This window comes from Mesorhizobium sp. LHD-90 (genome assembly GCF_030929505.1).
Classification (GTDB): domain Bacteria; phylum Pseudomonadota; class Alphaproteobacteria; order Rhizobiales; family Rhizobiaceae; genus Kumtagia.
The window spans coordinates 83,629-100,951 of the sequence record NZ_JAVFVV010000015.1 but is presented as its reverse complement, the minus strand read 5'-3'; the positions used below and the strand labels follow the sequence as shown (position 1 = coordinate 100,951).

Annotated in this window: 19 protein-coding genes; 7 read left to right on the top strand and 12 right to left on the bottom strand. The window is 64.4% G+C overall.

The window, feature by feature from the left end; genetic code table 11:
* The first annotated feature begins 99 nt into the window (after positions 1-99).
* The gene (locus tag RB623_RS20885; RefSeq protein ID WP_308058894.1) at positions 100-495 is read left to right on the top strand and encodes an acyl-CoA thioesterase; all 396 of its coding nucleotides are present in this window, start codon (positions 100-102) and stop codon (positions 493-495) included.
* Positions 496-539: 44 nt separating this feature from the next.
* On the opposite strand, the gene RB623_RS20880 is transcribed toward RB623_RS20885, so the two are convergent.
* Positions 540-950 carry a helix-turn-helix domain-containing protein gene (locus tag RB623_RS20880; protein WP_308058893.1) on the bottom strand — a complete coding sequence of 137 codons (411 nt, stop codon included), beginning with the start codon at positions 948-950 and terminating at the stop codon, positions 540-542.
* 86 nt (positions 951-1,036) lie between these two features.
* Here RB623_RS20880 and RB623_RS20875 point away from each other — a divergent pair, with 86 nt between their 5' ends.
* Positions 1,037-1,642, top strand: a complete 606-nt coding sequence (locus tag RB623_RS20875; RefSeq protein WP_308058892.1) for an NAD(P)H-dependent oxidoreductase — start codon at positions 1,037-1,039, stop codon at positions 1,640-1,642.
* Positions 1,643-2,295: 653 nt separating this feature from the next.
* Here RB623_RS20875 and RB623_RS20870 read toward each other — a convergent pair.
* The 9 genes from RB623_RS20870 to RB623_RS20830 form a co-directional block, all read right to left on the bottom strand.
* The gene (locus tag RB623_RS20870; RefSeq protein ID WP_308058891.1) at positions 2,296-3,603 is read right to left on the bottom strand and encodes a hemolysin family protein; all 1,308 of its coding nucleotides are present in this window, start codon (positions 3,601-3,603) and stop codon (positions 2,296-2,298) included.
* A gap of 78 nt (positions 3,604-3,681) precedes the next feature.
* A complete protein-coding gene (locus RB623_RS20865) occupies positions 3,682-4,386 on the bottom strand; it encodes an LssY C-terminal domain-containing protein (RefSeq protein WP_308058890.1) in 705 nt (234 codons plus the stop codon).
* A gap of 384 nt (positions 4,387-4,770) precedes the next feature.
* Complete coding sequence (locus RB623_RS20860; protein WP_308058889.1) at positions 4,771-6,537, bottom strand: adenylate/guanylate cyclase domain-containing protein; 1,767 nt, start codon at positions 6,535-6,537, stop codon at positions 4,771-4,773.
* Positions 6,538-6,638: 101 nt separating this feature from the next.
* Positions 6,639-6,932, bottom strand: a complete 294-nt coding sequence (locus RB623_RS20855; protein WP_308058888.1) for a helix-turn-helix domain-containing protein — start codon at positions 6,930-6,932, stop codon at positions 6,639-6,641.
* Positions 6,929-7,273, bottom strand: a complete 345-nt coding sequence (locus RB623_RS20850) for a type II toxin-antitoxin system RelE/ParE family toxin (protein ID WP_308058887.1) — start codon at positions 7,271-7,273, stop codon at positions 6,929-6,931. Before RB623_RS20850 ends, RB623_RS20855 begins: the two co-directional genes overlap by 4 nt.
* Before the next feature lie 254 nt (positions 7,274-7,527).
* On the bottom strand, positions 7,528-8,940 hold the full coding sequence (locus RB623_RS20845; RefSeq protein ID WP_308058886.1) for a hypothetical protein: 1,413 nt from the start codon (positions 8,938-8,940) through the stop codon (positions 7,528-7,530).
* Between the two features lie 366 nt (positions 8,941-9,306).
* Positions 9,307-10,194, bottom strand: a complete 888-nt coding sequence (locus RB623_RS20840; protein WP_308058885.1) for an extensin family protein — start codon at positions 10,192-10,194, stop codon at positions 9,307-9,309.
* A gap of 95 nt (positions 10,195-10,289) precedes the next feature.
* A complete protein-coding gene (locus RB623_RS20835; RefSeq protein WP_308058884.1) occupies positions 10,290-11,183 on the bottom strand; it encodes an extensin family protein in 894 nt (297 codons plus the stop codon).
* 52 nt (positions 11,184-11,235) lie between these two features.
* Positions 11,236-11,661: a DUF3775 domain-containing protein gene (locus RB623_RS20830; RefSeq protein WP_308058883.1), complete on the bottom strand. Its 426-nt coding sequence runs from the start codon at positions 11,659-11,661 to the stop codon at positions 11,236-11,238.
* Positions 11,662-11,807: 146 nt separating this feature from the next.
* Between RB623_RS20830 and RB623_RS20825 the strand changes: the two genes are divergently transcribed.
* Both RB623_RS20825 and RB623_RS20820 read left to right on the top strand, forming a co-directional pair.
* The gene (locus tag RB623_RS20825) at positions 11,808-12,158 is read left to right on the top strand and encodes a DMT family protein (RefSeq protein WP_308058882.1); all 351 of its coding nucleotides are present in this window, start codon (positions 11,808-11,810) and stop codon (positions 12,156-12,158) included.
* 91 nt (positions 12,159-12,249) lie between these two features.
* Entirely contained in the window at positions 12,250-12,789 is a 540-nt protein-coding gene (locus tag RB623_RS20820) for a tetratricopeptide repeat protein (protein ID WP_308058881.1), read from the top strand.
* A 45-nt stretch (positions 12,790-12,834) separates the two neighbouring features.
* Here RB623_RS20820 and RB623_RS20815 read toward each other — a convergent pair whose 3' ends face one another.
* Positions 12,835-13,950, bottom strand: a complete 1,116-nt coding sequence (locus RB623_RS20815; protein ID WP_308058880.1) for a PQQ-dependent sugar dehydrogenase — start codon at positions 13,948-13,950, stop codon at positions 12,835-12,837.
* Between the two features lie 292 nt (positions 13,951-14,242).
* Between RB623_RS20815 and greA the strand changes: the two genes are divergently transcribed.
* The 3 genes from greA to RB623_RS20800 are packed head-to-tail and all read left to right on the top strand — an operon-like array spanning position 14,243 to position 16,564.
* On the top strand, positions 14,243-14,716 hold the full coding sequence (greA, locus tag RB623_RS20810) for a transcription elongation factor GreA (RefSeq protein ID WP_308058878.1): 474 nt from the start codon (positions 14,243-14,245) through the stop codon (positions 14,714-14,716).
* A gap of 19 nt (positions 14,717-14,735) precedes the next feature.
* Positions 14,736-15,827: a glycosyltransferase family 4 protein gene (locus tag RB623_RS20805; RefSeq protein WP_308058877.1), complete on the top strand. Its 1,092-nt coding sequence runs from the start codon at positions 14,736-14,738 to the stop codon at positions 15,825-15,827.
* Complete coding sequence (locus RB623_RS20800; protein ID WP_308058876.1) at positions 15,824-16,564, top strand: glycosyltransferase family 25 protein; 741 nt, start codon at positions 15,824-15,826, stop codon at positions 16,562-16,564. The genes RB623_RS20805 and RB623_RS20800 overlap by 4 nt, the downstream gene beginning before the upstream one ends.
* A gap of 29 nt (positions 16,565-16,593) precedes the next feature.
* On the opposite strand, the gene RB623_RS20795 is transcribed toward RB623_RS20800, so the two are convergent.
* Positions 16,594-17,295 carry a glycosyltransferase gene (locus RB623_RS20795; protein ID WP_308058875.1) on the bottom strand — a complete coding sequence of 234 codons (702 nt, stop codon included), beginning with the start codon at positions 17,293-17,295 and terminating at the stop codon, positions 16,594-16,596.
* Positions 17,296-17,323 lie beyond the last annotated feature (28 nt).

Sequence of the window (17,323 nt, the reverse complement as noted above, 5' to 3'; positions counted from 1 at the left end):
GCTGTGAGAAAAGCGACCGGCGGGACCGCGCCATGCCGCGTTGACCGTTCCGGTCGCGGCGGCTAGGGCAATCCGGAAAGCCAGAAGAGAGGGAGCGCGATGGTTCACTACGCGAACGGGCAGGAACCCACGGGCGAACTCACCTTGCGCACACTGGCCATGCCGTCGGACGCCAACGCAGCCATGGATATCTTTGGCGGCTGGGTGATGGCGCAGATGGACCTTGCCTGCGGCATCCGCGCCGCCGAGCGCGCCAAGGGCAGGGTGGTGACCGCGGCGGTCAAGGAGATGTCCTTCGCCAAGCCAATGAAGATCGGCGACACGCTCTGCATCTATACCCATATCACCCGCGTCGGCCGCACCTCGATGACGCTCAAAGTCGAAGCCTGGGCGCAGCGCTATCTCAGCGACGTGATGGAAAAGGTCACCGATGCGGATTTCATCATGGTGGCGCTGGATGCGGAAGGCCGGCCAAAGGCGGTGCCGGCGGAGTAGGGCAGTAGGGACCCCGCTCTCCGCTGTCCAAAAATGCCTTCCGGCTAAGGCCGCATCTCCTTCTGCTCTTCCCATTCAACCTCGACATTGCCTGTCATTCTGTCGAATCGCTCACGGGCACGGGCGACTCGCTCGCCGTTCCTGCGCGCCCATTCGGCAAGCGCGGTGACAGGCTCCAGCAATTCACGGCCTAGGTCGGTCAGTTCATAGTCGACGCGCGGCGGGATGGTCGGAAACTGCTCGCGCACGACGAACCCGTCGCGTTCCAGCCCGCGCAGCGTCGCCGTCAGCATCTTCTGCGAGATGCCGCCGACCGCTCCGCGCAATTCGCTGAAGCGCATGCGGCCCGGACCCAGCTTGGTGACGACCAGCACGGTCCATTTGTCGCCGACGCGATTGAGCACGCCGCTGACGGCGCGGCAATCCTCGCTGAGGTGCAGGTGCCTAGGTTTCAAAAAAGTGCCTCCTTGCGGCAGTCCTTGTCAGTAACTTATATAGTGTCGGTATCCTTCCGATACCAGATTTCAAGAGGTCACTTGCAATGTCTAAACCGAAAATCGCGCTGGTGATAGGCTCCACACGCGCCAACCGCTTTGCCGACAAGCCCGCCGAATGGTTCGCCAAGCTTGCCCGCGAGCACCACGACATCGAAATCGAGGTCGTGGACCTGCGCGACTTTCCGCTTCCCTTCTTCGACGAGGTTTCATCCTCGCTCTATGTGCCCTCCAAAAGCGAGGTCGCGCAGCGTTGGCAGAAGAAGGTGGCGAGCTGCGACGGTTTCATCTTCACCGCCGCCGAATACAGCCGCGGCCCCACCGGGGTGCTGAAGAACGCGCTCGACTACGCCTATAGCGAGTGGAACAAGAAGCCGGCCGGCTTCGTCGGTTACGGCGGCGTTGGCGGCGCGCGCGCCATCGAGCAGCTCCGGCTGCATGCGGTGGAGCTGCAGATGGCGCCGGTGCGCAATGCCGTCCACATCGTATGGGCTGACATGGCGCAGGTCATGAACGGCTCCAAGAAGCTGGAAGAGTTCGAGCATTTGAACCAAGCCGCCAAGGGCCTGCTCAACGACATCACCTGGTGGGCGAAGGCGCTGAAGGCGGCGCGGGAAGCCGATGCCGTGGCCGAAGAGGTTCGCGCGGCCTGACGCGCCGTTGCTGTTTGTCAGTCCGGATTTTTGCAAGGGCGGCCTTCGTGCCGCCCTCATGTTTTCCGGTCGGCCGGGGGAAGCTCCAAATGGAAAACCCGTCGGCCCTTGCGGGACGACGGGCTGTTGCCTGGGTGCCGAAGCACCGCGGTACTCATTACATCACCGCAGGCCCGCGACAATGCGCAGCCATGGTGAAAATTGCCTTAACCACAGGGCGTTTAGCCGAAAGTCGCGGTTACCCAACGGAAGCTTTGAAGGGCGTTGGCCGCCCAAGGCAAAGAGATCCGAGCAACAAAAAAGCGGGCCGAAAAGCCCGCTTCCCTCGTTTCCGAAACTTGTCTTCGCCGCCGATACATCCACGGTCGACGGACCGTCCGTCGGATCAATTCAGCCGCCTCGCCGGGGAACCTTGACCTCCAATCCGGAGGAACGTTCGACCCGAAACCCGGCGGCCGATGGAGCCCATGTAAGGATCGATCGCGTTCAAATCAAGGCAGCGGATGCAAATGGGCATCCGGCAGCCGGAATCTGCATGATTCCGGCCTTCCGGCGAAGCGAGTCGGGATTGAGGGTGTTCTTCGCAAACAGGATCAAATTGCTGCCGGATCGATTCAAATCCGCCCAGCAACCATTTGATTTTTCGCCGCTCCTCAGCCGGCGCGGCGATGCACACCGGGCAGTTTCGACGCGATCACCTTGTCGATGCGGCGGCCGTCGAGATCGACGACCTCGAAGCGCCAGCCCTGCGCGTCGACGCATTCGCCCGTCGCAGGCAGGTGGTGAAGTTGCGACAGGATGTAGCCCGCAACCGTCTCGAAGTCGCGGTTCTCCGGAATGTCGATGCCGAGATGGTCGCGCATCTCGTCGGCCGGCATGTAGCCGGCGAGCAGCCATGAGCCGTCCTCGCGCTGCACGGCGGACGGCTCCTCCTCCGCCTCCAGGTCCGAGCGGAACACGCCGGTGATCGCTTCCAGTATGTCGGCGGGGGTGACGATACCTTCGAAGTGACCGTACTCGTCATGGACGAGGGCCACCGGAACCTCCGATTCCTTCAGAGTGGCCAGCACGTCCAGCGCGTCGGCCTGGTCGTGCACGATCGGCGCCTCGCGGGTGTGGCGCCTGAGGTCCAGCCTGTCGCCGGCCAGCAGCGAAGCCAGCAATTCGCGCGTCTGCACTACGCCGACCATCGCATCGACCGAGCCGTCGCCCACCGGCAGGCGCGAGTGCTGCGTCTCCATCAGCGCCTTGCGCAGCGCCGCCTCGTCCCAGGCAAGGTTGAGCCAGTCGACGTCGGTGCGCGGCGTCATCACAGCGCGCACCGCGCGGTCGCCCAGCCGCATGACGCCGGCGATCATGCGGCGTTCGTCGGATTCGATGGTGCCGTGGTGCTCGGCCTCGGCCACCAGCATCTTGATCTCCTCGTCGGTGACCTTTTCCTCCGATTCGCCTTTCTGGCCGAGTAGCCAAAGCACCGCGCGGCCGGAAATGTCGAGCAGGAACACCAGCGGCGCGGCGATGATCGCCAGCAGCGACATGGCGGGTGCGACACGCGAGGCGATGCCTTCGGGATTGCGCAGGGCGATCTGCTTGGGCACCAGTTCGCCGATGATCAGCGATGCATAGGTGATGACGGCAACCACGATGCCGACGCCGAGCCAGTCGGCGACGCGGGTCGGGACGCCCGATTCGGCGAGCGTCATCGACAGGCGGTCGCCCAGCGTCGCGCCGGAGAAGGCGCCGGACAGCACGCCGACCAGCGTGATGCCGATCTGCACGGAGGACAGGAATTTTCCGGGGTTGGCGCCGAGTTTCAGCGCGCTTGCCGCGCCCTTGACGTTGCGGTCGATCATTGCCTTGAGCCGCGCCGGGCGGGACGAGACGACGGCAAGCTCCGACATTGCGAGCAGGCCGTTCACGCAGATGAGGACGACCACGATGCCGATTTCGACGTATAGCATGGCTGCTGCTTAGCATCCGCGAGGCATCGGCGAAAAGGGTTCGACCGCGATATTGGGTCGCGCAGCCGCTGCTGGCGTTCAGGATTCGCCCGCCAGCACACCGATCTTGATCATGCCGTCGGTGAAATAGGTATCGCCGCCGCCATTGCGGCCGGTGGTCGTCGCGCCGATGCCTTTCGCTTCGTCTACCGAGACGATCATTCCGGCCTGGGTCAATGTCTGGATGACGAAGTCGCGGTCGGCGTCGACGTCCGGGCCGATGTGGTGGGTGATCTGGCCGGTGTCGTGGCTGAAGCCGACGCCGCGGTCGAAGCTGGCGGAGCCGAGCCAGAGCGGTCGCCCGTCGCCGTCAAGCTCCTTCGTCTGCCAGAAGCGGACGTGATGGCGGCGGTCGGCGCTGTCGCCGACGGGCTTTTCGAAGGCCACATCCTGTCTTCGTCCGTCATAGAGCAGCGTGCTGACGGGGGCGTCCGCATAGGGCCGGTCCAGGGCCACACTGAGCCCGATATCCAAGGAACTACGTAGGGTTATGCTGTCGGCCGCATGCCAGCCGGCGGCGGCGAAGGCGCGCAATACCTGTTCTTTCGTGCCGACCAGGCCGACATTGATCGGGTCGCCGGGAATGCCTTGCGGGGTGGTGGTGAGGAAGTTGCCGATGCGGTCGGCGAGGTGGCGGTCATGCACCGTCCAGAACTCGGGAAGCGCAAGATAGGCGGTCGCGCCATAGGCGACGCCGATAGCCAGCAGCGCTGAAATCGCGGTCTTCAGTTTTTTGCGGCGCATGAGTCCCCGCTCGATGCCGAAGAGCACAATAGCGGTCGCCGCTGCCGCCTGAAAGGCTTTTTCCCGCCATTGTCCTGTGAAGCATCTGTCGAGGGATATTGAATGAATTCAGCAGCTTGCATCACTTGCCGCAAGGCGGGCGGTCATCTGCGCGAGGAGCGGGCAGACACTGGAGCCGATGCGGCTGGGCCGTGCGTGAAGTCCGGAAGTTCGAGCCATTTCAAGGGGATGGCCGGACCGTTGAAGAAAACCCGCCGTTCGCGCTTTCCTTCATGCCCTCAAGATCGGGGGAAGCACGCCCTGCCGTGGACGGCGGGCTTCGCCCGAAACGTCAGATCGTTGTTCTCCGCTGCCGCCGGAGACGACCGCCAGGCGCGACGCAGGTCAGGCGATTTCGATTCCCGCCTGCCGCAAACCTTCCACCCAGCGGTCGATCAGATGCGGGTCGCGGTAGGGCAGCGCCCGCCTGAAATGGTCGACGGAAAAAGTCGGGTTGACCTCCATCGTCTCGTTCCAGTAGCGTCGCGCTTCCGCGTGCCGGCCGGTCAGGCCATAGAGGCAGGCCAGATAAAAACGAGTCATGTCGGAGCGCGGGGCAAGCAGCAGGCGGCGCTTGAAGGCGATTTCGGCCTCGTCGTAGCGTCCCAGCGCCAGCAGCGCGCGGCCCAGGAAATTCAGCGCCATGTCGAATTGCGGGTCGAGCCGGTGGGCGCGGGTGTAGAGCGCCACGGCATCCTCGTGCCGGCCCTGGAAATCGCGGATGTTGCCAAGGCCGACATAGGCATCGGCAAGGTTGGGGCTGAGCGCCAGCGCCCGCTCCGCCGCCGGCTCCGCCTCGTCGAGGCGTTTCATCCAGGACAAAGCCAGCGCCAGCGCGATGTGGCCCTGGGGTTCGGTCTCGTCGGTTTCGATCGCCTTTCTGGCCAGCTTCAGCGCTCGATCGAGATTTTCGACCGTCGCGCCGTTCCACTGGTTGGCATAGTCGGCGAAAGCGATCATCGACAGACGCGCATAAGCCAGCGCGATGGTCGGATCGATCTCGATCACATGCTCCAGCATCCGGCTGGCTTCCAGCGCCGTCCCGGGAGAAAGCTGCAGAACCGTCTGGCGCGAGCGCACCAACAGGTCGTAGGCGGCCGGATCGACCTTGCCCTTGACCTCGCGCATGGCCGCTTCGCTTGCGGTCAGCTTGACCTTCAGCGCGCTGACGATGGTGCGCGTCACCTCGTCCTGGACCTCGAAGATGTCCTCGACCTGGCGGTCGAAGCGGTCGGCCCAGAGGTGGCCGCCGGTGGTTCCGTCGATCATCTGGGCGTTGATGCGGATGCGGTTCGCCGCGCGCCGCACGCTGCCCTCCAACACGTAGCGGACGCCGAGTTCGCGGCTGACCCTGCGCACGTCCGGGCTCTGGCCCCTATAGGCGAAGGAGGAGTTTCTGGCGATGACAAACAGCCCCGAGACCTTCGACAGGTCGGTGATGATGTCCTCGGTGATGCCGTCGGCGAAGTAGCCCTGTTCCGGGTCACCGGACATGTTGTCGAAAGGCAGCACCGCGATCGAGGGTTTTTCGGGCAGTCCCGGCGGCGGCTCCGGTGCGGGCAGGGGCGCGGCCACCACCGCGCCGTCCGGCGACCAGCTCCAGATATGCACCGGCCGCTCGATGTTCTTGACCTCGTGATGGCCGCTGTCGGCGAAGTCGACGCCGACCCGGCCGTGAACATACTGGTGGACGTTGTCCGCGATGGCGACGCCGCCGGGCGTCGCCAAAGTCTCGATGCGTGACGCCAGGTTGACGCCGTCGCCGAACAGGTCGCTGCCGTCCACCATCACGTCGCCGAGGTTGACGCCGACGCGCAGAACGATGGCGGGACTTTCGGGCGCGCCGTCGTTGGCCGCGGCCATGTCGCGCTGCAACTGCGCGGCGCACTCGACGGCATCGACGGCGCTGGCGAATTCGATGAAGATGCCGTCGCCCATGCGCTTGAAGATGCGGCCCCGGTGGCGGGCGACCAGCGGGTCGAGCACGTTGCGCCAGCGAGCCGTCAGTTCGGCATGCGTAGCGGTCTCGTCCCGCTCCATGAGCCGGCTGTAGCCGACGACGTCGGCGGCGAGGATGGCGGCGAGCCGCCGCCGGATTTGCGGATTCGACATGTCTGGCAGGCGCCTTGCAGGACTGCTTTGTAAATCGTCCCGCTCCGTCCTCCAAGCCATTAATGTCCGGTGATCTGTGCCGGACGCCGGCGCGTTTGGGCCTATGCGGCGCGCAGCGCCCGATCCACGGCTTCGTGCTCTTTCAGGATCACGGTAAGGTAGGCGCGCATCGCGCTATCCGGCCAGGATCGGCCCTGTTCCCAATCTCGCAGACGGGCAAGCCCGATGTTGTATCGGGCGGCGAACTGTTCCTGACTGAGCTTCAAGGTCTTGCGGACCCCGCGCACGTCGATGGTTTCGGGGACATGCACAACGGCACCCGCCTCGTCGCCCTCCGCGTATCGCACAGCGGCCTGAAGACCTTCCATGATCTGATTGAAAGCGGTGCGTGTCATCTGCGCCTCCGATGGTATGTCTCGATAAGGTTTCTTGTCACGATGGCCAATTCGTTCCGTTCAGCTCTGGACAGGTTATCTTTCTGGCCCTTGCCGAACACGGTGAGCATGAACACCGGCATGTCCCGCCCGCCGAATACCGTGATAATCCGGTAGCCGCCGCTTTTGCCCTTGCCTCGGCCGGCCAATCTATACTTTCGGCAACCGCCGGTCCCCTGAATGATGTCGCCGCCCTGCGGGTCGCTCGCCACCATGAAGACAGCGTCTTCCATCTCCTGGGCAGTCATGCCTGCCGCCTTCGCGGCAGCAAGATAAGGAGGAAGCTCAATCACCGTATGCATGGCATATACTAAGGAATTTCCGTAACTCAGCAAGAGCGAATACGGAATTTCCGCAACGACGATACGGTTTCAAGTCGCCCAAGGGATATCGATGTTCGACAGTCGGTTCTCGCCGTCTTGCCCCCGCTCGGAGCCGGCCTGCCCGAAAGTCTACCTGCACGCCACGCGGCTGTTGCGGCGCTGCATGATGTCGAAATAAAAATGGTCGGCGTGGTAGCCGGACCGGCTCCATCCGTGCGTCTGCTTGCGACGGCTTACTTCGCGGCCATGCGCATCACCGCCTGCGGAGCATCCTCCATGCAGAGGCGTACGCCCGCATCGAACGCTTCCGGCGACTCCGCCAGCACGATGCGGGTCATTCCCTCCTTGAACAACTCGCCGGCAACCCGCACCTGGGTTTGCGTCGCAGCTCCCGCGCCAGTCGCCGCCCCGGCCCCCGCACCCGCCGCGACACCCGCGGCGGAGTAGGCGACCACCGCAGCCAGTATGGCCACCGCGGCGGTAGCACCGATAAGCAGTTGTGCCCGGCGTCCGGCGAGATCGGTCCCGCTCTGGAAAGCCTTGAACTGCTCCGCGGCCTTCGCGTAACTCGCCCTTCCGACGGCGAGTTGCTCCATCGCCTTGGCGGCGTTACGCGCCTGCATGGCTGCCTCCGCGGCGTCTATGGCCTCCTGGACGGGCTTCCATATGTCGAGGGTGTGCTTGGCCGGGTTCAGCATTTGCACGCCAGCGCCGACAACGGGCCGCTTGGCGGGGTTGACCGCGAGGTCGACCAATGTCGGAATGGCCAGGCCGGGAGTGAGGAGGCCGACCGCTGTCGTGACCTTCTGGAGCGTGCTGGGCGTTGCTTCCTTCAGCAGCAACTGGTGCAGGCCCCTCAAGGTGTCGAGGTCTCTCTTCAGTCGATCGAGCGGCTCGCGGATCTTGCTCAGGACGGCAGTGAGCGCAGCGCTGGCCGAGGCCCCGAGCACCGCGCCCGGAAGGGCCGCCTGGACGCCGAGCTTCAACACCCAGGCGGCGAGTTCCTGCATGGGGAAGTTGCGCGGCTCCGGATCCTCCGTTTCCGCAGTGACCTTGGCACGGTAGACGATCAATCCGTCCACCGGTCTCTCCCACTGGATGAACAGTTTGATGTTGCGCAGGCCCAACATGGTCTGCAAAGCCCGTATCTCCGCCTGGAACCAGGCGTTGTTCTCAAGCAGCAGAGCCTCGTCGGTAACGTCGCCGACGAGATACCTGCTCCCTGGCCGGTACGGCAGTTTGAAATGATCCATGAAGGCGTTGATATTCGGCAGCTTGTTCTGTCCCCCGGTCATGCTCGGGGCGGATTCGGGTTTGATTTCGTAGTATTCGCGGGCTGTCCTGGTGTGGATGAGCGCGTCCGGCCGAGACCAGTTTCCGGCCGCCAGGGAAGCCCTGTAGTTCCGCATCTGGGTGATGCGTTCCGTCGGAAGGTCGTTGCGCAGCCCGATGAAGACAAACATCTCCGGGTCGGAGTCATTGGTCCCCTTGTCGGCGTACAACCCGAAATCACCCGGGTTCCCGAGCGTGACGGCGTTCTTCATACGATCGAGGATCGGCCCCTCCGCGACCTTCGAGCCGAAGGAACTCGCGGTATTCTGGTCGACGACCATTCCGAACGGCACTCTCCAGGCCAGCTTCGCCATTGGGTTCTCCCTCGTTCCGGACTGCCGGAGAAACGTACCCGCTGCGGCTAGCCGACCACCCGGCATCCGCCAGCCACGATGCTTCCGCCGCCGCAAGATTGATGCCGGGGACGGACGATGGCAAGCGAATCTTCGCTGCCTTCGCCGCTGGCTTTACCTTGCTCAACTGCGTTCACATCGGTGCAGCCAGGATTTCGTTGAGCGGTCTTCAGTATCGAGGACCACAATCTCTCGTTCGGCAGAACGATATATGTGCCGTATCGGTATTGGTGAGGCATCGACATTCAGCCGGCAAACGTTTCATTTACCATAGTTACTGTGCTGCACGTCGACGGAAAGAGGACCAGGTCACATAACGCGCAGGGCTTATCTGCACGCCACGTAGCCGTTGCGGCGCTGCATGATGTCGAAATGAAAATGGTCGGCGTGGTCGGCGTTGTAGCCGGGCCCGAGCACGGTGGTGAAATAGTCGCAGCCGTCCTGCCGCACCGTGTTGAGGAAGCCGCGCTGGCGGAAGGCGAACCAGCCGGGCTTGCGCACGTCGATGTCCTTGCCGTTGTTCAGCTCGATGCGCATCACGTCCAGTGCGTTGCCTCGCGAATGCTGCGAGGGCGTGCCGCGCGAGCCGCGGATGTTGCGGCAGGAATAGCTCGATCCCTGGTGGATCGTCTTCACGCCCGAAAGATAGCGCCAGCGGGCGGCGGGCACGAGTTCCTTCTTCGTCCAGCGCGAGAAGGTCGCGGCCATCGAACAACTCAGCGTGGCGGCCGGTTTCATCCGGACGCTGCCGATCGCCGAGACCTCGACCGGCCAGTCGATGCCGCAGCTTCCCTCGTGGATCGGGGACACGTCCCGGAAGCGCACCCCAAGCCGCTTCAGGTCGCGGCGGCAATCGACCTCGCCGGCCGGCATGACGTCCGGCGGGTCGGCTGGAACCTCGAAATGCGGATAGGCGGCGAGCCTCGGATCGACTGGCGCTCGCGTCATCGGGTCGGCTGGAACCGGCGTCATGGGATCAGTCGGAACCGTGGGATCGATGGGGGTCGGTTCAACCGGCTCGACGGGCTCGATCGACTCGATCGGAGCGGTCGGGACGGGCGCCACGGCGACGGCGGCCGGCACGCCGGCGGTCTGCGCGCCGACGTCGACGTCCGGCCTGAGAGACATCACGCTTTCCGTCGAACAGGCGGCGAGGGCGGCGGCAAGCCCTGCCGCGCAGACGCGCCGAAGCGCGCGCGGAGCAATTCGGCGCATCGATGATTTCCCTGTCCCGTCGCGGCAAAGTCTAGGCGGCAAGCGTAAAGGAAAGGTCAGTGGCAGCGTTCACGCCTGCGGCGCGATTGTGGCTGCTACTCGCAGACCGTCCCGCCATTGCGGCGCGGGGCGAGATCGAGATGGAAATGGGTGTCGTGGTCCGCGTTGCCGGGGCCGAGAACCGTCTTGAACGGCCCGCAGGCGGCTTTTCGCACGGCGCCCAGAAAACGCGCCTCGGTTTCCTCCGGCCGCAGGATGACGTCGACGGTTTTGCCGTCGGCCAGCGAAAAGCGGGAAATGTCGAGCGCGTTGCCGAAGGCGTGTTCCGACAGTTTTGTCGTGCCGTTGCGCGGGCGGCAGACATAGGCGGAAGCATGGGTGACGGATTTCAATCCCGTGCCGAATTCACGTTTCGCTGCCGGCGCGATGATGTCCCTGGCGAAGCGCGCGGCGGCTTCCGCCGTGGCGCAGTTCATCAGCGCCGCCGGTTCGAGCGCGACGTCCTTGCCCAGGCCGCGGACCGAGACGGGGTAGGGCATGGAGCAGCCAGCCTCGTCCGCCTCGGCCGGGCGATCCTCGAAAGCGACGCCGAGATCGCGCAAGCGCCAGCGGCAGGCCAGCTCGGCGGCCGGCATCGGCGACAGCGGCTTTTCCTCCGAGCGCGGATCGGCCTGCATCTTGGGCTTTGCGGCGGGCGGCGGTTCCGTCGGCAGCGGCGCGGTTGCAGGCGTCACCGGCTCGCCGGCCGGTTTCTTGTCCTCCGCCGGTTTCTTCGCCTTTTCGGCTCCGGAGGCTTCATCTCCAGGACGCGCTTCCGGCACCGGCGTGTCGCCCAGATGTTCCGGCGGAATGTTGCCGGCCGGCGGCGCATGGACTTTCGGCGCCGGCACCTTTTCAGGAAGTTTTGGCGTCTGCGCCGACGCACCCGCCAGGCAGGCGGCGCTCAGGCCAAGAACGGTCAGGAAGCGGAGGCAGGCGCGAAAATCCATCGCCGCTCAACGGTGGCGACGCGGTTTGGTTGCGGGCGGCATAGCCGGCGCCTCAGGCGCCGATCGCCTCCAGCCCTTCCTCCAGCCAGTCGCCCAGCATCGGCATGCCCATCAGGTATTTTGCCGTGCGCCTGTTGCCGCGCTCCCTGGCCGCGGTCACCGCGTCGGCCCATTCGGCGGCATCGTAATCGCCGCGCCCGACCCAAACCAGGGCCACCAGTTCGGCCGCCTCGTCGACATTGAGGTCGTTGATCAGTTCGCGCAGTTCCTCCTCGGTGAGGTTTTCCGCCTCTTCCTCCGCCAGTCCGTCGTGACGGTGGTTGTCCCGGGCGTCGCCGTCGAACTCGACCTCGTGCTCCTGGCCGCCGGCATAATCCTCGTTGACGGCGGCGCTGATCGACTTCGCCTTCTCGATGAAAAGGCGGACCGTGTCCGGACCGATCGTCAGGTCCCAGTCCTTTTCGAGTTTGCGGTGCACCAGTGGTCTCCATGGTAGCGCATCGGCGATGATACAGAAATTGCGCGCAAGGTCACGTCCCGCGAGCGGGCACGGTTAGCGACACGCGGATTGACAGCGAAAAGCGTTCGACCGAAATGGCGCGTCCCTCCAGTCCGGTGCCGTCCATGACCATGATCCTGTCGCCGAAAATCCTGCCCATCCTGATGCTGCTCGCCTCGAACGTCTTCATGACCTTCGCCTGGTACGGCCACCTGAAATACAAGGCCTCCCCGCTCTATGCCGCGGTGCTGTTCTCATGGGGCATCGCCTTCTTCGAATATTGGCTGGCCGTGCCCGCCAACCGCTTCGGCAGCGCCGTCTATTCGGCCGCCGAGCTGAAGACCATCCAGGAAGTCATCACGCTCGTTGTCTTCATGGTGTTTTCGGTGTTGTATCTCGGGCAGAGCATCACCTGGAACCATGTGATCGGTTTCGCGATGATCTGCGGCGGCGCCGCCTTCATCTTCCGCGCCTGACCCTCGGAACCGATCGAGCGCCGGGAAGAACCGGCCGACCGGCAGCGTTGACGCTCGTATCGGTTCAGGAATCACTCCGAGGAGAAGGCAGATGCAATACCGTTATGCCCTTATCGTCGCTTCAGCGCTGATGCTGGCGGCCGGTCCGGCTTTCACGGCCGGCGGCGGCGGTGGAGACAGCGGCGGGAGCGGAAGCGGGAGCACTCCCAAATGCGCCGCCGGCAAGATCTACGACAAGAGGACCAAAAAATGCGTGACCCAGAAGAGCGGCGTCGTCGACGATGACACCATCTATTGGACCGGACGCCAGCTTGCGCAAGGGGGCGACTACGAGGAAGCCATCAAGGTGCTGAGCCTCGCCGAAAACAAGAACGATCCGCGCATCCTCAACTATCTCGGCTATTCGCACCGCAAGGCCGGCCGCATCCTGGTCGGCCTCGGCTATTACGAAGAGGCGCTGCGCGCCGACCCCAACTACACCGTGGTCTACGAATATCTGGGCGAGGCGCATCTGCAGCTCGGCAACGTCGCTGCCGCCAGGAACCAGCTTGCGGAAATCGAAAAGCGCTGCGGCGTCTCCTGCGAGGAATACAAGGAACTGGCCGAGCAGATCGACGCCTATAAGGGGTGATTTGAAGCTTGGAACGGGCCGGCTTGCACGCCGGCCTGTTTCCGATCAATCCGCCCGCGACAGGCGCACGATCGCTCCGTCACGTTCGTCGGTGAGCAGCCAGACCGACCCGTCGGGCGCGACGTTGACGTCGCGGATGCGCCCGTACCGGCCTTCCAGCAGTCTCGTTTCCTCGCCGATAGCGCCGGAAGCGTCGCGGTCGAGATGGGCGAGATAGGCGAATTTCAGCGAGCCGATCAGAAGGTCGCCCTTCCATTCCGGGAACATGTCACCGTCATAGACCGCCATGCCGGAAGGCGCGATCGACGGATCCCAGTAATGCAGCGGCTGCTCGAAACCCTCCGCCGCCGTGCCGATGCCGATCTTGTCGCCGGAGTAGTCTTTTCCGTAGGAGATGACCGGCCACCCGTAATTCTTGCCGGCTTCGGGCCGGTTGATCTCGTCGCCGCCCCGCGCGCCGTGTTCGACCGTCAGCAGCGCGCCGGTCGCCGGGTCGAGCGCGGCGCCCTGGATATTGCGGTGGCCCTTCGACCACAGTTCCGGCAACCAGCCTCGCGGCGCCGTATTGCCGGCTGGAGCCGAGCCGTCCGTGTTGATGCGGATGACCGCGCCGGCGTGATCCTGCATGTCCTGCGCGCGCTTGCCGTCGCCGCGGTCGCCGGTCGTCACGAACAGCGTGCCGTCGGGCGAAAACACTAGGCGCGAACCGAAGTGCCGGGTCGTGCCGGTCGTCTTGCTCATCGAGAAAATGACTTTTACGTCCTCCAGCCGCTCGCCGCCGGCGTCGCGGACGAGTTTTGCCCGGGCGACCGCCGTGCCGGCGCCGTTGCGGCCCGGCTCGGAAAAGCTGAAGAAGATGAGATTGTCGGCCGCGAAGTTCGGCGAGACGGCAACGTCGAGCAGGCCGCCCTGGCCGCGCGCCGCAACTTTCGGGACGCCGCCGATGGGTTCCGACAGCTTTCCGTCGGCCAAGAGCCTGATTCGACCCGGACGTTCCGTGACGATGACGCTGCCGTCCGGCAGGAAATCGAGGCCCCAGGGATTGCGCAGGCCGTCGGCGACGATGTCGGCGTCGATGCTCGCTGTCTGGGCCGTTGCCGGAAGCGCGGCAGAGGCGAGGAGGAACGAGGCGAGGGCGAGGAGCTTCGTGGAGATCTGCATGCAAGCGACTTAGGTTCGAGAGCAAAGGGTGCAAGCGCGGCAGCCGGTTTTCACGCGCGCTCGCCTTCACGTATCGGTGAAGGCGGCGGGCCGGAAAATCACGGCTCCTGTGAAGCTCGATGTTTTTTGTCGTGAAAATTGTCCGCGGATTGTTATATATTACGCCGGAATGGGCTGAGAACGGTTCGTCGCCAAGGCTTGCGGACCGTTTTCTTTTTTTGCCCGGCCCCTTGTCCATCGGGACTGGTGGAGGCGCCGGGTCGTATGTCTGGGACGGAAAGGCCGTGTTGAAATGATCAAGGTTCCGATGACTGCGGGCGGGTTCACGACGCTCAAGGAGGAGCTTCGCTGGCGTCAGCAGGAGGAACGCCAACGCATCATCGAGGCGATCTCGGAGGCGCGTTCGCATGGCGACCTTTCGGAGAACGCCGAATACCATTCCGCCAAGGAAGCGCAGAGCCTCAACGAGGGCCGCATCAACGAGCTGGAGGATCTGGTGGCGCGCGCCGAGGTGATCGACATCTCGAAACTGTCGGGTTCCAAGATCAAGTTCGGCGCCACGGTGCAGCTTGTCGACGAGGACACCGAGGAAACGAAAACCTACCAGATCGTCGGCGACCAGGAGGCCGACGTGAAGTCCGGCCGTATCTCGATCTCGTCGCCGATCGCCCGCGCGCTGATCGGCAAGGAAGTCGGCGATTCGGTCGAGGTCAACGCGCCGGGCGGCCCGCGCGGCTACGAGATCGTAAAGCTCTCCTTCGTCTGAGCGTCCGTCGGCCTTTCGCATGACCGCTTCCGCGCAGCCGTTTTCGGACGGAACGGCGGCGCCCGACCTGGCGCGGGTCGAGGTGATCGCGCCGAACTTCAAGAAGCGGCTGTCGGGCGTCACCAGCACGATCGTGCAGCTCGTGCCGTTGCAGGCGAAGGCGATCGGCATCGCGACGCTCGGTCCCGGCCTGCCGGACTTCTTGCCTAAACTGCGCTGGTGGCAGGTTTTCGGCCTGTGGCGCCGGTCGGCCTCGGGCAGAAAGCGCATCTGGCATGCGCGCCGCAACGTCGAGATGATCGGCGGCATCGTGCTGCGCCACGTGCTGCGCATGCCGCTGCATCTTCTCTTCACCTCCGCCGCGCAGCGCGATCACCGCCCCTTTACCAAACGGCTGATCCGTCGCATGGAGGCGGTGATCGCCACCAGTGCGCGATCGGGGTCGTTTCTCGAAGTCCCGCATACGGTGGTGATGCACGGCGTTGACCTCGACGCCTTTCACCCGGCGCGCACGCCGGACGATGAATTCGCCGCAGCCGGCCTGCCCGGCAAATATGCGGTCGGCTGCTTCGGCCGCGTGCGGGCGCAGAAGGGCACTGACCTGTTCGTCGAGGCGATGATCGCGCTGTTGCCAACGCGGCCGGACTGGACGGCTGTCATCACCGGGCGCGTCACCGTCGAGCACCAGAATTTCGCCAACGATCTGAAGCGCCGCATCGCCGCGGCGGGATTGGAAAAGCGCATCCTGTTCCTCGGCGAGGTTCCGGACATAAAGCTGTGGTATCGCCGGGTCTCGCTTTACGTGGCCCCGTCGCGCAACGAGGGATTTGGCTTGACGCCGCTGGAGGCGATGGCCTCCGCCACTCCCGTCGTCGCCAGCGACGCCGGCGCCTATGCCGAGATGATCGTCGAGGACCGGACCGGTTCGGTGGTGCCCGCCGGCGACGGCGCGGCGCTGACGGCGGCGGTCGCCCGCTATCTCGACGATCCGGCGGTCGCCAGGGCGCATGGCCGGAACGGGCTGGCGCATGTCCACGACGCCTTTGCGCTGCAGCGCGAGGCCGATGCAATCCAAAGGGTCTACGAACAGATCTGGGCGCGTCGCGGATGAAAGCCGAAGCGTTCATCATCCATCTCGGGCGCGCCGAGGCACGCAAGGTCCAGGTCGACCGGCTGACGGCCACGCTGCCGCTGCCGGTCAATGTCGTCGATGCGGTCGACGGGCTGGCGCTGGGGGACGACGAGATCGAAGCGGCCTATCGCCGCCATCTCCATGGTCCGCGCTATCCGTTCGCGCTACGCAAGGCCGAGATCGGCTGTTTCCTGTCGCACCGCAAGGCCTGGCAGGCGATCGTCGACGGAGGGCTCGACGCCGGGCTGATCGTCGAGGACGATGTCGAGCCGATCGAAGGATCGTTCGGGCCGGCGCTGGCGCTGGCCATGAGGACGATCCGGGCCGGCGACTACATCCGGTTTCCCTATCGCAGTCATACCGACAGCGGCGCGGAGGCCGCCAAAGCCGGCGAGGTGACGCTGGTCGAGCCGGTGCATGTGGGACTCGGGATGCAGATGCAGCTTGTCGGGCGGCAGGCAGCGGCCGAGCTTCTGAAGATGACCGAGACATTCGACCGGCCGGTCGACACGACGATCCAGATGCGCTGGCTGGTGAAGATCCGCATCCTGGCCGTGCGGCCGCCGGCGGTCCGGCAGATCGGGCACCTGCTCGGCGGCACCGTCGTCCAGAAGAAGGTGAAGCCGCTCGGTGAGGTGCTGTCACGCGAGATCAAGCGGGCGTGGTATCGGCTGGCGTTGCGGAGACGCAATTCCAAGCAAAGGAAGGGGAACTGAGAGAAAGGCCGAAACGGTTTTCCCGGGTGTCAGATCGCCTTCCAGCCCGGCTGAACCTCATCGGCCTCCTTGCGCCATTCGTCGCCGTAATCGACATCTTGCCAGTCCTTGAACCAAGGGCCGCCGCTGGTGAAGTGAACTGCCTTCGGATAGCCGGATGCCGGCTTTTCATTCCATCCTTCAAGCCAGTTCCATTCAATCGGCAACATGCCGATTTCCTTATCGGCCGCCCATTGCATGCGGTGCAGATAAGCGCCGCTCTCCCGGTTGATCACATCGGGCGTCAGCTTTTGGGTCGAAGGATGTTCGCAGTTGAAAAGCATGAATGAAGACCAATTCTTGCGCGGGTAGGCAGTCTGGATCTTGCCATCCATCTTCACGGCGTCCTTGGGCTGATAGTCATGCTGGGCGCAAAGAACCGCCTTGGAAGGGTCGCGGTAGGTCAAGAGTTCGGCCGCGTCGCCGAAAAACAGAAAGTCGCAGTCGCAAAACAGCGCCCACCCCTTGTAGCCTGCGAGGTACGGGGTGAAGAACCGCGAATAGGTGAACTCCGTCGAGGCGAGGGGATCGACCTCCCTTGTGTAGAGGCCCTGCTCCACAAGAGCCTGCAACTTGATCGGAACAACCTCTACCGGGATGCTCGCATGCTTGAGGAGTGAGTGCTCGGCGACGTCGAATGCTATTGGCTCTCGCGAATCCCAACCGACGAAAACCTGCAAATTATCACTCATGGCAATCCTCGTGATCGTCTCAATTCCC

Excerpts from the sequence above, each read along its gene's own strand:
- RB623_RS20885 (WP_308058894.1), top strand. The coding sequence starts at position 100 with ATGGTTCACTACGCGAACGGGCAGGAACCCACGGGCGAACTCACCTTG.
- RB623_RS20875 (WP_308058892.1), top strand. The coding sequence starts at position 1,037 with ATGTCTAAACCGAAAATCGCGCTGGTGATAGGCTCCACACGCGCCAAC.
- RB623_RS20870 (WP_308058891.1), bottom strand. The coding sequence starts at position 3,603 with ATGCTATACGTCGAAATCGGCATCGTGGTCGTCCTCATCTGCGTGAAC.
- RB623_RS20865 (WP_308058890.1), bottom strand. The coding sequence starts at position 4,386 with ATGCGCCGCAAAAAACTGAAGACCGCGATTTCAGCGCTGCTGGCTATC.
- RB623_RS20860 (WP_308058889.1), bottom strand. The coding sequence starts at position 6,537 with ATGTCGAATCCGCAAATCCGGCGGCGGCTCGCCGCCATCCTCGCCGCC.
- RB623_RS20855 (WP_308058888.1), bottom strand. The coding sequence starts at position 6,932 with ATGACACGCACCGCTTTCAATCAGATCATGGAAGGTCTTCAGGCCGCT.
- RB623_RS20850 (WP_308058887.1), bottom strand. The coding sequence starts at position 7,273 with ATGCATACGGTGATTGAGCTTCCTCCTTATCTTGCTGCCGCGAAGGCG.
- RB623_RS20845 (WP_308058886.1), bottom strand. The coding sequence starts at position 8,940 with ATGGCGAAGCTGGCCTGGAGAGTGCCGTTCGGAATGGTCGTCGACCAG.
- RB623_RS20840 (WP_308058885.1), bottom strand. The coding sequence starts at position 10,194 with ATGCGCCGAATTGCTCCGCGCGCGCTTCGGCGCGTCTGCGCGGCAGGG.
- RB623_RS20835 (WP_308058884.1), bottom strand. The coding sequence starts at position 11,183 with ATGGATTTTCGCGCCTGCCTCCGCTTCCTGACCGTTCTTGGCCTGAGC.
- RB623_RS20825 (WP_308058882.1), top strand. The coding sequence starts at position 11,808 with ATGACCATGATCCTGTCGCCGAAAATCCTGCCCATCCTGATGCTGCTC.
- RB623_RS20820 (WP_308058881.1), top strand. The coding sequence starts at position 12,250 with ATGCAATACCGTTATGCCCTTATCGTCGCTTCAGCGCTGATGCTGGCG.
- RB623_RS20815 (WP_308058880.1), bottom strand. The coding sequence starts at position 13,950 with ATGCAGATCTCCACGAAGCTCCTCGCCCTCGCCTCGTTCCTCCTCGCC.
- greA (WP_308058878.1), top strand. The coding sequence starts at position 14,243 with ATGATCAAGGTTCCGATGACTGCGGGCGGGTTCACGACGCTCAAGGAG.
- RB623_RS20805 (WP_308058877.1), top strand. The coding sequence starts at position 14,736 with ATGACCGCTTCCGCGCAGCCGTTTTCGGACGGAACGGCGGCGCCCGAC.
- RB623_RS20800 (WP_308058876.1), top strand. The coding sequence starts at position 15,824 with ATGAAAGCCGAAGCGTTCATCATCCATCTCGGGCGCGCCGAGGCACGC.
- RB623_RS20795 (WP_308058875.1), bottom strand. The coding sequence starts at position 17,295 with ATGAGTGATAATTTGCAGGTTTTCGTCGGTTGGGATTCGCGAGAGCCA.